This window comes from Epibacterium ulvae (genome assembly GCF_900102795.1).
GTDB classification, from domain to species: Bacteria; Pseudomonadota; Alphaproteobacteria; order Rhodobacterales; family Rhodobacteraceae; genus Epibacterium; species Epibacterium ulvae.
The window spans coordinates 1-12,865 of the sequence record NZ_FMWG01000023.1 but is presented as its reverse complement, the minus strand read 5'-3'; the positions used below and the strand labels follow the sequence as shown (position 1 = coordinate 12,865).

The following is a 12,865-nucleotide window of genomic DNA, read 5'->3' as shown; positions in this document are numbered from 1 at the left end:
ATAGAGAAACTAGACGCAAGGGCGAACACACAGTCAGCAATGGATATACGTAAAATTCTTCACGTATTGCACTTTTCTGATGAGACGATACTCGATCTTAAAACATTGGTTCAACCAAATATAGAACAGGATGAGCGAGAACATATAGCTGGTAAATTAAGTGTATCGCTTCGGGATTCCCGTTCCAAAGTCGAAAACGGCCTAGAAATACTCCAAGAAATCGGTGACCAAACTAATCTCAGTGTCGAAGGCAAACGCCTTGTCAGAATTATATTGATTGGGAAATACGACATACGATCCGCCGTCGCATCTCAATTGATGCGGTGCGTAACGAACAAAGAAATAGAGGCCGGATCTGATTTGATCGTGAAAATAGAAGACTTCAATGCAAAAGTTGTAGCATTGGACAACAAGCTTGGTGGCTTCATACTTCACTAACAAATGATGCGCATAGAAACTTCCAAGAAGGGTGCTGAATGATGCGCGCATGGGATTACCCGCATGATGTGGTTGTTGTTAGATGTGATTCCTGCGAGCGTGAAGGGCGCTATCCAAAGGCACGATTTATCGAGATTGTTGGTGGCGACACCCAGCTTCCATGCGCTCTTGGCATCATTGCAAAGAGCTGTGCGAAGGCTAACAGGGGTCGATTCCGGTAGGGGGCAGGATCGTAACATAAGCCTTGGAAATTCTGCGGTGTGGAAAATGGCGGCTGTGAGCCCAAACTGTGAATCTGTTATTCTCGCTGCGCGCGCACGCGGCACGAAAACCGCAGCAAATGCTCGGTCACGTACGCTGCTGTGCGGCGGCGAAACCGGCCATTGATTCCTGCGGCAGCATAAATAACGCGAGCAAGGACCAAGTCACGTGACAAGCGCGCCGTCAGTGTTTGCCGCGCCAAGACCGCTAAATCAAGAGAAATATGTGGCCGTATTAATCTTCAGGTTTATTGAACTATTCTTCTAATTCCGCCAATGTCTCAAAACTCACGGGCAACACCGGATTTCGGGCACGAGGCAGCCCAACTTCTTTAGCCGAGCAGTTGAGTTTCGTACCAGAATAGTCGGCTAAGGAATGATTACACAGCCTCCCCTGGCACGGCCCCATCCCGATGCGCAAGGCACGTTTAATCGCATTTGGGTCTGCACCGAGTGTATCGATTGCCGCTTCAACGGCCCCCGCCCTAATCATTTCACACCGGCAAAGCACTGTGTCTGACTTTGCCTTGCCGGCTGTCTGAACCGGCGGGTATGTTGCATCAATAAACTGACGGAATGACCTCTGTTTTTTGTAAGCTTTTTCATCACTGTTAACTGGATCTGCGCGACAAACCCTTTTCGCGGCGGTCCTCCCGGAAATAATTGCCGCATCGACCCCAAGAATACCCGCACCGTCTCCCGCCACATGGATCACATCGCTGGACTGGACGTGCCAGGTTTTTTGTTGCTCTGAATACTCAAGTTCAAGCCCGGCTGCGCGAAGTGGGTTGAGATTCGGGATAATACCATCGTGTATCAAGACGCATGCCGCGTCGAGTTCGGCTGTTTTGCCACGCATAAAGCGAACCCCAGCCGCCGTATCAGCGCCAACAATCTCGATGTTTTTGGCATTCCGCCAAACGGAGGTACGCCGCAAAATGCGCTTGGCCAATAGGAGCGTGCCCTTTAATGCTGTCTTGGGCGCAGCCGCTGCTTGCAAGATATGAGGTGCTGCATTCAGCAGGCGTGAAGCGCCCGCAGGTTCAATCATGGCTTTAACCGGTCGACCGGCTTTTGCAAGTTGATCGGCCAGCAATAGCGGCAAGGGCCCGGCTCCGACGATCACAATGTCACCCGCGGGAAGCTCACCGCCGGATTTCATGAGGATCTGTGCAGCCCCGACGCCCATAACACCCGGCAGGGTCCAACCTGGCAGAGGCATCGGTCGTTCCTGCGCTCCGGTTGCGAGAATGATCTGTTCGGCCTTACCTGCTCTGGAGCCATCCGGGCCGTCAAAGGCATAGCCTCCGTCCGGGTCGATACGCCAAAGGCGAGCGGAGGAATGGTAGGTGATACGACCTTCCTCAACGGACGTCAAAAACGCGTCGATCAAAGCGCCTCCTTTGGCATAATCTGGGCCAAATATTTTTATTCTTTCCGGATGCTTGCGTTTGTTGCTTCCAAGAAAAGCGTAAATATTGCCACCAGGTTCGGGTCGGTTATCCACTACGATTGGGTGAATGCCGTATTTGACCGCTTCGATGGCTGCCGACATGCCCGCAGGCCCGGCTCCTACAATCAAAAGGTCTGTCATTTCAGCCCCCTATTTACGCGCATACCGTCTTTGACTCGGATCAGGCAGGCCTGTTGGTTTTTGACACCATCAACTTCGACAAGGCATTCAAAACACACACCCATCATGCAGAATGCGGCACGAGGTGAGTCATCCACAGGGTGATTGCGGAACAAGGGGACAGGCTGACGAAGCAATACCGTTGCAAGCAGCTCGTCCTCTTCTGCACGACAAAGCGTGCCATCTATATTTAGTTCAATTGGCATATTGTTCGTCCTTTGGACCAATGGTGCCAAACTCGAACAATGAATAGAAATTGCGATTTTGCCTATTTGTATTCCTTCAAGTTATACTGAATTTGTATAACCTTTGGGAAATCCAGCAGGGTAAATCGGTATTTGACGTTAAGCTTCTCGTTGGCTCTCCTAGTGGCGCACGAAAAGGTGTCACCAACAGAGTGGAGGATATATCCAGATGAACGTAATCAAAACAACCATGGCCGCTGCACTAATGGCCACAAGCGCCTTGAGCTTGCCGACGATCGCACAAGCTCAAGACCTTACGATGGCCATTGCGGCTAAGAGCGCAGGTCAACTCGACCCGCATGTTTCTACAAAGACCCAAGACAAAATCGTATTTGCAATGATATTCAACGGCCTTGTGCGGTTCGCACCAGGTTCGATGTCTTCCGATGCAATCGAACCAGACTTGGCCGAAAGCTGGACTTCCAGCGAGGATGGCCTGGTTTGGGAATTCAAGCTGCGTGAAGGCGTACAATTCCACGGTGGTTACGGCGAATTGACCGCCGAAGACGTGGTCTATTCCTTGACGCGCGCAGGCAACCCGGACCTCTCAAGCGTTTCCTCGGATTACAAAGCCTTCAAAAGCGTTGAAGCGATCGACGACTACACGGTGCGCATCACTCTCTCGGAGGTGATCCCAAGCGTGTTGGGCGTTGTGGCCAACTATCACGGCGGCAACATGGTCTCCAAGAAGGCCGGTGAAGAACTGGGAGAAAGCTTCCAGACAAACCCAGTTGGAACCGGTCCGTTTGCCTTTAGTCAACTTGCCGAAGGCCAGTTTGTTGAATTGGTCGCACACGAAGACTACTTCCGCGGTGCCCCGGAAATCGACAAGATTACTGCACGCTACATGTCAGCGGCGAGCGCGCGAGATCTCGCATTTCAGACTGGTGAACTGCACATGATTGCCGGCTCGCGGGAAGACCGTTGGGTCGATAAAACATCGGGCGGCGACGCAACCGTTGCGGTTTTCGAGCCAGGCGAATTGCGCACACTGCACGTCAACACCTCCAAGCCGCCCTTTGACGACATCCGTGTTCGTCAGGCACTCGCGCACGCGATCAACCGGGAAGAGCTTATTGCATTTGCAGGCTCAAAGGTTGCCCGTGGCAACGAAGCTCCTGTTCCAGACGGGTACATCGGTCACGAGTCCGACATCACGTTTCTGCCGTATGATCCTGAAAAGGCAAAAGCACTGCTCGCAGAAGCTGGCTATCCGGATGGTGTGGAAATTCCAATTGCCATCACTGAACTCGCATCTTTGTTTGGTCCAATGCAGGTTATTCAAGCGCAACTTTCCAAAGTTGGCATGAATATCAAATTTGATGTGATGGAGCACTCTGCTTGGCACAAGGCCATTCGCGATGATGTGAGCCCACTGGTTCTTTATGGTGCAGCGCGCTTCCCTGTCGCAGATACCTATCTGACACAGTTCTATCACTCCGACAGCATCGTGAAGACTCCCACCGCCGTGACGAACTTCTCGCATTGCGACATGGCAGACGATCAAATTGTAGCCGCACGCTCTGAGCCAAACAAAGAGATGCAGCAACAATATTGGAGTGAGGCTCAGCAGATCCTTGTGGACAACGTTTGCTCGGTTCCTCTGTTTGAACTGCTACAGGTTTGGGCTTTGGCACCGGAAATTGACCTCGGCTACGAGCTGGGTGGTTCCTTGTCCCTTGGCCCAGTGATCACCGAGAAGACAACTCTGTCTGAGTAAATCGCAAAATCGGTGGAGGCGTTTGAGATGCCTCCACCAAGACTAAGGGGGCTCAAATGGCCAGCTATATTCTTAAGCGACTCATGAGCACAATCCCGACGCTATTCGGGATTTTGACCATTGTGTTCGTTATGATCCGGATTGCCCCGGGCGATCCAGCGCTCGCAATCCTTGGAGACAACGCATCTCAAGAAGCGCTTGATGCGTTCCGAGAGCGTATGGGTCTGAACGATCCCATGATCGTTCAATACTGGGATTTTCTGAAAGATCTGGCCTCAGGCAGCCTTGGCGTCTCGATGGTGACAGGCAAGCCCGTTGCGGACTCTGTCGCAAGCGTTCTGCCGTTTACGCTTGAGCTTGCATTCGGTGCGATTTTTTTCGGAATCATCATAGGTGTTCCAATTGGCATTATCTCCGCGATTTGGCGAAATGGCTGGCTGGATTATTTCTTCCGAGTGGTCTCGCTCTTAGGTCTCAGTTTTCCAGCCTTTCTGACCGCAATTCTTCTAATTCTATGGCTCTCTATTGAATGGCGTATTTTCCCGGTGATTTCCACGCCAACGGGCGGTGGTCTCTGGGATCGCATCTACAATCTTATACTGCCAGCATTGAGCCTCGGCATTATCATGGTTGCCTACATCATGCGCAGTGCGCGCTCAGCAATGCTCGACGTGATGGGAGAAGATTATATCCGCACCGCACGCGCTAAAGGTGCTCCTGGTCGTCGCTTGATCTGGCACCACGCGCTTCGTAATGCGCTGATCCCGATCGTAACCGTTGTGGGCCTCTACTTTGGCCTGTTGATCGGCAATGCAGTCCTAACTGAGATCATCTTTAACCGTCCCGGTTTGGGCAAACTGATTGTGCTGTCGCTAAACCAACGTGACTATACAACCTTGCAGGGTTTGATGATCGTTTCGGCGTTAATGATCGTGATTGTGAACCTGTTGACGGACCTTTGCTACGCGCTGGTCGATCCGAGAGTGAAACTGAAATGACAACTGTAGATACAATAAACCCCGAAAAGCGTTCGACGGGAGAGCAACTCTTGCGACTTGCGCGCAAGAACAAACTCTCCACTTTCGGCTTGATCATGTTCCTGGTGATCGTACTGGCTGCTATTTTTGCGCCGCTGATTGCCCCACATGATCCGCTCGAACAGAATATTCTGGCGCGACTTCAGGATCGTTCCCCTGAGTATATCCTTGGGACAGATACATTTGGACGAGATACATTCAGCCGCATTCTTTATGGCCTGCGCATCTCGCTCCTGATTGGCTTGACCTCGACCGTCCTCGCCATGATCTTAGGCTGCGCGCTTGGCATCATTGCTGGTTATCGCGGTGGCTGGATTGACAGCGTCATCATGCGTTGCATGGATATGCTCCTTGCTTTCCCAACGCTCATCACCGGCCTCTTCATCGTTGCGGTTCTTGGTGCAAACTTTGTGAACATTGTTCTGGCCATTACGGTGACCATCCTGCCCAAGTTTGCTCGTGTCGCGCGTGCGCCAACAATTGCGCTAAAAGAGCGCGAGTTTGTGGAAGCCGCACGTGCTCTTGGGTTTTCCGACCTACGCATCATGGCACTCCATATCGCGCCTAATATCGTTGGGGAGGTGGTAGTTCTCGCGTCCCTCTGGGCCGCTTATGCCATCCGCATCGAAGCCTATCTTTCCTTTATCGGCCTTGGTGTTGCCCCGCCGACACCAACGCTTGGTACAATGATCCGTGACGGTTTTGAGCACATCCTCGATGCACCGTTCGTCTCGATCTATCCAGGCTTCGCCGTCCTCCTTGTCGTCCTGTCTCTGAACCTCGTTGGTGATGGTCTGCGCGATGCAATCGATCCAAAGCTGAGGGACTAAGCCATGACCTCTCCACTTATGCAGGTCGAGGACCTGTCTATTTCCTTCAAGATTAACGACAAATGGTGTCGTGCCGTAAACGGTGTCACTTTCGACATCATGCCAAATGAAACGCTCTGCATCGTGGGTGAATCTGGCTGCGGCAAAAGCATTACCGCGATGTCGCTGATGAAACTTCTGCCTGACACGGCCAGACTAGGTGGTCATGTCCGTTTCGGAGGGCAGGATATCCTTTCGCTGAAGGAGCGAGAATTGGAAGAGATCCGAGGTAGTCGCATCGCGATGATCTTCCAGGAGCCGATGACCTCGCTCAATCCAGTGCTGACGGTTGGGGAGCAGATCGCGGAGCCACTTGTCCTGCACAAGGGCATGGGCTGGTCAGAAGCAAAGAAGGAAGCGCGCAATCTGCTCGATTTGGTACGCATTCCCGATGCTCAAAAAAGACTGGGCCAGTATCCGCACGAACTTTCGGGTGGAATGCGGCAACGGGTCATGATCGCCATCGGTCTGGCCTGTCGCCCACAAATCCTCATTGCCGACGAACCAACCACAGCTCTTGATGTGACTATTCAGGCTCAGGTTCTGGCGCTCCTTGAAGACATCCGAAAGGAACAGGAATTATCTATCGTCATGATCACGCACGATCTGGGTGTGGTTGCCAATGTCGCTGATCGGGTCGCTGTTATGTACGCTGGTGATGTGGTCGAAACAGGGCCGGTGGCGTCCATTTTTGACTCTCCATCGCATCCATACACGCAAGCGCTTCTGCGCACGGTTCCTCGTGCTGACGCTGCCTTTGAGTTGTCCCCGATTGAGGGTCAGGTCCCCTCCATCCAAAAGATGCCAGAGGGATGCCGGTTCGCACCAAGGTGCAAAGAAGAAACGTCAAAATGTAACGTCACACCAAAACTTAGCCCTGGTGCTCATTCCGTGGCGTGTTGGGCGCGGGGGGATATCCAATGAAAGATTTACTAGTCGTAGAAGGTCTCGGGAAAACCTTCGGATCAAAGAAATTTTTGCAGGCTGAATATGCCGTCACGGCGCTGCGGAATGTCTCTTTTACATTAGGCAAAGGGGAAACAGTTGGTGTTGTTGGGGAATCTGGTTGCGGTAAGTCGACTTTGGCCCGTTGCGTCCTTGACTTGATCGAACCAACGACGGGGTCTGTCTTGTTTGATGACACAGATCTGACGAAACTCGACGCCAAGGCGAAACGTGACATTCGAAGCCGCATTCAGATGATTTTCCAAGATCCCTACTCCTCTCTGAACGGTAAGCGGACCATCGGTAAAACGCTGGCCGAACCGCTTTGGGTGCATGAGGGAGTGAAATACAAAGAGGCTCTCCCGCGTATCCACGCGGTTCTGAAAGAAGTTGGCTTGCCCGTGAGCGCTGCGGATAAATACCCGCATGAGTTTTCCGGGGGGCAACGTCAGCGGATCGCCATTGCACGTGCTCTGATTTTGGAACCTGAATTAATCATAGCCGATGAGGCAGTTTCGGCACTGGATGTTTCAGTTCAAGCGCAGGTCCTTTTGCTCATGAACTCCATCCAGAAAGAACACGGTCTCAGCTACCTGTTCATCACACATGATCTCGGGGTCGTGCGGAATTTCTGCGATCGTGTGCTTGTGATGTATTTGGGCAGCGTCGTTGAAAGCGGACCAGTCGCCGAGCTTCTGACCAACCCGAAACATCCCTATACCAAGTCGCTTCGCGACGCTGCCCCAATCCCGGACATTTCCAGGCGGCAGTCACTTGCACTCCTTGAGGGGGAAATCCCCTCTCCGGCCAATCCGCCTTCAGGCTGTGCTTTCCACCCACGTTGTCCGCGTGCCACCGACATCTGTCGCAGCGAAGCGCCCACACTTCAAAGCTCTGACGATCAACGGATGTTTGCATGCCACAACCCCGAACCTTAGGAACTGTCATTCCTGAACTGGCGCAGTTCGCGACCAGCTTCAGGCTGACAAAAGAAACAAGAACCGCAGCAATTGAGGCGATCGCCGATACGGTGACCGCTGCTGCGGCAGCCCCCAGGTTTCCCTTTGTTAAGCCAATCCAACAGGCCTATGGCGTCGGTTTGTCGTCTATCTGGTTTACCGGCCAAACCGCCTCTGCGATGGGGGCGGGCTTTGCCAACGCGCTGACATCGGCAGCAATGGATTTGGATGATGGACATCGTGGCTCCAGGGGGCATCCTGGTGCCGCAGTTGTTCCAGCCGTGCTTGCAGAGCTTGATTTATTAACATCGGAGCGGAGACAAGTCAGCGACGAAGCAGTCTTGCTGGCAATAGCCGTAGGCTATGAGGTGAGCCTGCGTATCGCGAGCGCAAAGAGTTTCTACGCACGCACCGGATTTTGGGCAGGGATTGCCGCGGCAGCGGCCGTTGCAAGTCTGAGGAAGCTTCCCGCAGAAAAGTTTGCACATGCGATCGCGATCGCGGCGGAAACTGGGCCCCACATGGCCAAAACGACCACTCCACCCGCCTGGCCTCAGCCCAACGGTACCGATGTCAAAGAAGGTATCCCATGGGGGGTGGTTACGGGCATGGCCGCGGTGCCAATGGCAAAAGCCGGAATGAAGGGCCCGTTGGATTTGGTCGACCACGCGCCATTCTTTGATGCTGACGAAATCCTGGCAGATCGCAAGCTGCCGATGATCTGCGATACTTACACGAAGTTTCATGCTGCCTGTCGACATGTTCATGGACCAGTGGAGGCATTCTTAGAATTAATGCAAACGCACAAGATAGCGCTGCAAGACATCTTAAGAATACGAGTGGAGGCCTATAGCGGTGCGTTGCGCATTCCCAACTCCCCAAAGCCAGCGACACTCACCGATGCGCAATACTCCATTCCATATTGCATCGGCCTTGTTGCGGAGAAAGGTCCATGCGGTTTGTTGCCCATGACTTTAGAAGACATTGGGCGGGTCAGCGCTGAAGAACTTGCTAAACGCGTATCGATAGAGGTTTGCGAGAGTTTTGAGCAGGAGTTTCCAACGCGCACTCTTTGCAAAGTGAGTGTTGAAACCAAGGATGCCACATTTGACAGTCCCGCAACCGAGCCGAGCGGTGAAGCAGATGCGAGACCCGATTGGTCGAGACGGCAGGAAAAACTCAGGTACGCTGCGTCGGCAACCCTTTCATCATCGGCGATAGAAGGATTGCTCGAAGCAATACAGGAATTAAGCTCCGGTAAGATTAATCCGCTAAGGGCTCAAATTTTCGCTCATCACGAGCCGCCTCGAGCGCGCTAAGGACAAGGTTGGCACCCTTCCGCTCGCGACCATCTACAGGCCTTACAGACTGAATGCGTACAGATAGTGAGGGATTAAATGGTCTATGTACGACCTGGTCCAGGTAGTCCTCTGCAAAGAATGGGGGCACGACGCATAGGCCCATACCGTCGGCGACGAATGCGCAGCAATTTGGTGCCGTCGTTGCTTGTAAGACGACGTCCGGTTCTACGCCAGCTTGGGCAAGTGCTTTATCTATCAATTGCCGCGAGACGCTTCCTTGTGTGAATGATATGAAATGCTGACCTTGCAGATCGGCGATATCGACGATGTCCCGCTCAACCAGCGGATGCTCTTCCGACAAAATTGCGACCATCTCTTCGTTTATGAATAGATTTGTATCAACTTGAGGATGGTCCAGATCCCTCGCGATAATGCCCAGATCCATTTTGCGAGACAAAATCCCGTGCGAGATGAACTCAGAGCTTCGAACGACATAGGAGATGCTAATGTCCGGACGCTGTTCACGCGCAATTTGTGAGGCACGAGACAAGATACTCGGTGGAAAACCGGGCATCACCCCAACCGTTATCAAGCTTCGTTCTTTTGCGCGGATCGACGCGATTGCTTGACCAATCTGATCAACACCCGACAAGATACGGTCGATTTCTTCATAGACACGCATCCCCATTTCGGTGACGACCGGGCGGTTCGAACTGCGATCAAGCAGTTCCATTCCGATATCTTCCTCAAAATTGTTGAGAAGTTTACTCACAGCAGGTTGCGAAACGTAAAGCGCATCGGCAGCTTTCGAAACACTTCCGTTCTCTACAAAGGCTTTGAATGCCTCTAGCTGCCTTAAAGATGGCTTTCGCACTGCATAACCTCGTGGAATACAAGCCGCTTGTTTTGTACTTTTACATTCTGCTGTCCCACTTCTACTGTCAAGTCAATGATGGAAGGAACACGATGGCACTTAAGGCAGATTTTGCAGTTGTTGGAGCAGGTGTGGTTGGAGCGACCATTGCGTTTGGCCTGCTCAAGCGTGGTCATTCAGTCGTCGTTTTGGACGGTGCACAAACAGATCCGCGGGCCTCGGGTGCAAACTTTGGGATTGTCTGGGTCCAAGGCAAAGGACCTGGGGTGCCTGACTACCAGATTCTAACGCGAACCGCTTCCGATGCCTGGCCTGAGTTCGCCAGAGAACTCTCCGAATTCTCCGATGATAAGAGTGGATCTCTTGCATATGAACGCAATGGTGGCTTGACCTTCACATTTGGCGAGGACGGTTTTCAGGAACGAAGGAACCTCCTTGCACGCCTTCACAATGAGCGCGGCCGTGACGGCGATGACATCGAGATGATTGATCGTGAAGAAATACGCAAACTCATGCCGGAATTCGAGCTTGGTGATGAGGTCTCGGGTGCAAGTTTCTGCTGGCGCGATGGTTGCGTCAATCCTCTGCGCCTGCACGCGCTTCTTCTGCAAGCCATAGAGCGGCTTGGTGGGCAGATCGTATGGAATGCGACCGTTCAATCTGCCCGCAAAGATAAAAGCACAGGATGGATGCTGACGACAGATGCTGGCGATGTGTCCTCAGGACATATCGTTGTGGCCTGCGGTCTCGGAGCCAAAGAACTCGCATCACAAGTCGGACTTGAGGTTCCGGTGCGCCCACAGCGTGGGCAGGTGCTGGTGAGTCAACGTATGCCTAAAGTTATGGGCCTTCCTGCAAGCACACTAAGACAGACCGCAGACGGCACATTTTTGGTTGGAGCCACAAAAGAAGAAGTCGAATTTGACGAAGGAACTTCGCTTGCTGGCGCGAAACAACTGTCAAAAAACGCTCTACGTATCACCCCTATGCTCAAGCATATGAATGTCGTGCGCCATTGGGCCGGACTAAGGGTGATGACGCCAGACGGTGCTCCGATTTACGACTTCGGACCAACGTCCAGCGCTGCGGCTTGCCACTCGGGCATAACGCTCGCCCCTGCCCACGCGGAGATGTTTGTTGATCGTGTATTGGACCCATCTGACACGAGCCCACTACATGCATTTGACCCAAGCAGGTTCAAATAATCTGAAATCGTTTAAATTTGAGAAAGTGCAAAGATGATCGAGAGGATCGACACCAAAAAGAGAATGAGCCGCATCCTGAAGCACAACGGTGTAGCATATCTGTGTGGGCAGGTTGGCGAAGGTGCGACTGTTGCTGAGCAAACTCGAGATTGTCTGTCACGCGTCGACAGTTTGCTTGAGAAAGCGGGATCGGATCGCAAACACATCCTGCAAGCCATCGTTTGGTTGGCAGACATGTCCGACTTTGCAGAAATGAACGAGGTATGGGACGCTTGGGTTCCGGACGGCTTTGCACCTGCCCGAGCTTGCGGCGAGGCCAAACTCGCGCGTGATGTTCTTAAGGTCGAAATCATCGTCACGGCGGCGGTCAATCAATCTGATCTTCCTGAAGCGCACAAATGAATTCCAGCGCAGAACAATATAGGACTCCCCGTCGCGATCAATCTCTTCCTAGATCGCGATAACTGGCGGTGGGCGATCTGCATCTCAGGTCGTCCACCCATTTGTAATATGCCGGGTATTTGGCACAGGCTGTCCCAGCGACAGCATGCTGTTTCAGCAATAGCCGCATGTGCATAAGTCCAGTTTATCCGCTCCTCGATGCTCGATGCAGCGCGCGGCGAAAGGGTGGATTGAATTTCGCACCTCAGATTGGCTTTCAATGGCCGGTTTGGCGACAGCGGTTGCAATGCAGCGAAAAACGTGCTGCGACCGCTAAAGAATGCTGCGCCAGTGAAGTGACGAAATCGAATGTCGGCTATGTCCGCATCCGCCTCCTTCGCAACCCGCATAGCGAAGGTCAGCTCTCGTAAATGCGTGCCAAGGGCGTTAGGTCCTCTTCGAGTTGAATGCGGTCCTTGATCCCTTACACCTGCGCAGCGACTCTTAACCACTTAGCGATCATCCGCACCCTTCTTGGAAGTTTCTATGCGCATCATTTGTTAGTGAAGTATGAAGCCACCAAGCTTGTTGTCCAATGCTACAACTTTTGCATTGAAGTCTTCTATTTTCACGATCAAATCAGATCCGGCCTCTATTTCTTTGTTCGTTACGCACCGCATCAATTGAGATGCGACGGCGGATCGTATGTCGTATTTCCCAATCAATATAATTCTGACAAGGCGTTTGCCTTCGACACTGAGATTAGTTTGGTCACCGATTTCTTGGAGTATTTCTAGGCCGTTTTCGACTTTGGAACGGGAATCCCGAAGCGATACACTTAATTTACCAGCTATATGTTCTCGCTCATCCTGTTCTATATTTGGTTGAACCAATGTTTTAAGATCGAGTATCGTCTCATCAGAAAAGTGCAATACGTGAAGAATTTTACGTATATCCATTGCTGACTGTGTGTTCGCCCTTGCGTCTAGTTTCTCTAT

Annotated in this window: 13 protein-coding genes; 9 read left to right on the top strand and 4 right to left on the bottom strand. The window is 52.3% G+C overall.

Translation table 11 applies throughout. The features are described from left to right. Positions 1 to 438, top strand: a 438-nt coding sequence (locus BLP79_RS19240) for a hypothetical protein (protein ID WP_211477641.1), incomplete at its 5' end; no start/stop codon positions are given. A 516-nt stretch (positions 439 to 954) separates the two neighbouring features. On the opposite strand, the gene BLP79_RS19230 is transcribed toward BLP79_RS19240, so the two are convergent. Beyond that, positions 955 to 2,292, bottom strand: a complete 1,338-nt coding sequence (locus BLP79_RS19230; RefSeq protein ID WP_090221311.1) for an NAD(P)/FAD-dependent oxidoreductase — start codon at positions 2,290 to 2,292, stop codon at positions 955 to 957. Further along, a complete protein-coding gene (locus BLP79_RS19225; RefSeq protein ID WP_090221310.1) occupies positions 2,289 to 2,537 on the bottom strand; it encodes a (2Fe-2S)-binding protein in 249 nt (82 codons plus the stop codon). Before BLP79_RS19225 ends, BLP79_RS19230 begins: the two co-directional genes overlap by 4 nt. Positions 2,538 to 2,745: 208 nt before the next feature. Here BLP79_RS19225 and BLP79_RS19220 point away from each other — a divergent pair, with 208 nt between their 5' ends. Genes BLP79_RS19220 through BLP79_RS19195 form a run of 6 tightly spaced genes read left to right on the top strand, consistent with a single transcriptional unit; the run spans position 2,746 to position 9,425 of the window. Continuing rightward, complete coding sequence (locus BLP79_RS19220) at positions 2,746 to 4,296, top strand: ABC transporter substrate-binding protein (RefSeq protein ID WP_090221309.1); 1,551 nt, start codon at positions 2,746 to 2,748, stop codon at positions 4,294 to 4,296. Positions 4,297 to 4,352: 56 nt separating this feature from the next. Further along, positions 4,353 to 5,294 (top strand): ABC transporter permease, encoded by a 942-nt coding sequence (locus BLP79_RS19215; RefSeq protein WP_090221308.1) that lies wholly within the window; start codon positions 4,353 to 4,355, stop codon positions 5,292 to 5,294. Beyond that, positions 5,291 to 6,163 (top strand): ABC transporter permease, encoded by an 873-nt coding sequence (locus tag BLP79_RS19210; protein WP_090221307.1) that lies wholly within the window; start codon positions 5,291 to 5,293, stop codon positions 6,161 to 6,163. Before BLP79_RS19215 ends, BLP79_RS19210 begins: the two co-directional genes overlap by 4 nt. A 3-nt stretch (positions 6,164 to 6,166) precedes the next feature. Beyond that, a complete protein-coding gene (locus tag BLP79_RS19205) occupies positions 6,167 to 7,126 on the top strand; it encodes an ABC transporter ATP-binding protein (protein ID WP_090221306.1) in 960 nt (319 codons plus the stop codon). Continuing rightward, on the top strand, positions 7,123 to 8,085 hold the full coding sequence (locus BLP79_RS19200; protein ID WP_090221305.1) for an ABC transporter ATP-binding protein: 963 nt from the start codon (positions 7,123 to 7,125) through the stop codon (positions 8,083 to 8,085). The genes BLP79_RS19205 and BLP79_RS19200 overlap by 4 nt, the downstream gene beginning before the upstream one ends. Continuing rightward, positions 8,064 to 9,425 carry an MmgE/PrpD family protein gene (locus BLP79_RS19195; protein WP_090221304.1) on the top strand — a complete coding sequence of 454 codons (1,362 nt, stop codon included), beginning with the start codon at positions 8,064 to 8,066 and terminating at the stop codon, positions 9,423 to 9,425. Before BLP79_RS19200 ends, BLP79_RS19195 begins: the two co-directional genes overlap by 22 nt. Here BLP79_RS19195 and BLP79_RS19190 read toward each other — a convergent pair. Continuing rightward, positions 9,370 to 10,281, bottom strand: coding sequence for a LysR substrate-binding domain-containing protein (locus BLP79_RS19190; RefSeq protein WP_157844024.1), 912 nt, complete (start codon positions 10,279 to 10,281; stop codon positions 9,370 to 9,372). The two genes, BLP79_RS19195 and BLP79_RS19190, sit on opposite strands and share 56 nt — an antisense overlap. A 92-nt stretch (positions 10,282 to 10,373) precedes the next feature. Between BLP79_RS19190 and BLP79_RS19180 the strand changes: the two genes are divergently transcribed. Both BLP79_RS19180 and BLP79_RS19175 read left to right on the top strand, forming a co-directional pair. Then, a complete protein-coding gene (locus BLP79_RS19180) occupies positions 10,374 to 11,486 on the top strand; it encodes an NAD(P)/FAD-dependent oxidoreductase (RefSeq protein ID WP_157844025.1) in 1,113 nt (370 codons plus the stop codon). Between the two features lie 33 nt (positions 11,487 to 11,519). Next, entirely contained in the window at positions 11,520 to 11,888 is a 369-nt protein-coding gene (locus tag BLP79_RS19175) for a RidA family protein (protein ID WP_090221301.1), read from the top strand. A 539-nt stretch (positions 11,889 to 12,427) separates the two neighbouring features. Here BLP79_RS19175 and BLP79_RS19170 read toward each other — a convergent pair. Further along, positions 12,428 to 12,865 (bottom strand): hypothetical protein (locus BLP79_RS19170; protein ID WP_211477641.1); only part of this gene is annotated, 438 nt, incomplete at its 5' end.

Coding starts and splice junctions, on each gene's coding strand:
- BLP79_RS19225 (WP_090221310.1), bottom strand. CDS start 2,537: ATGCCAATTGAACTAAATATAGATGGCACGCTTTGTCGTGCAGAAGAG.
- BLP79_RS19175 (WP_090221301.1), top strand. CDS start 11,520: ATGATCGAGAGGATCGACACCAAAAAGAGAATGAGCCGCATCCTGAAG.
- BLP79_RS19180 (WP_157844025.1), top strand. CDS start 10,374: ATGGCACTTAAGGCAGATTTTGCAGTTGTTGGAGCAGGTGTGGTTGGA.
- BLP79_RS19205 (WP_090221306.1), top strand. CDS start 6,167: ATGACCTCTCCACTTATGCAGGTCGAGGACCTGTCTATTTCCTTCAAG.
- BLP79_RS19230 (WP_090221311.1), bottom strand. CDS start 2,292: ATGACAGACCTTTTGATTGTAGGAGCCGGGCCTGCGGGCATGTCGGCA.
- BLP79_RS19200 (WP_090221305.1), top strand. CDS start 7,123: ATGAAAGATTTACTAGTCGTAGAAGGTCTCGGGAAAACCTTCGGATCA.
- BLP79_RS19215 (WP_090221308.1), top strand. CDS start 4,353: ATGGCCAGCTATATTCTTAAGCGACTCATGAGCACAATCCCGACGCTA.
- BLP79_RS19210 (WP_090221307.1), top strand. CDS start 5,291: ATGACAACTGTAGATACAATAAACCCCGAAAAGCGTTCGACGGGAGAG.
- BLP79_RS19220 (WP_090221309.1), top strand. CDS start 2,746: ATGAACGTAATCAAAACAACCATGGCCGCTGCACTAATGGCCACAAGC.
- BLP79_RS19195 (WP_090221304.1), top strand. CDS start 8,064: ATGCCACAACCCCGAACCTTAGGAACTGTCATTCCTGAACTGGCGCAG.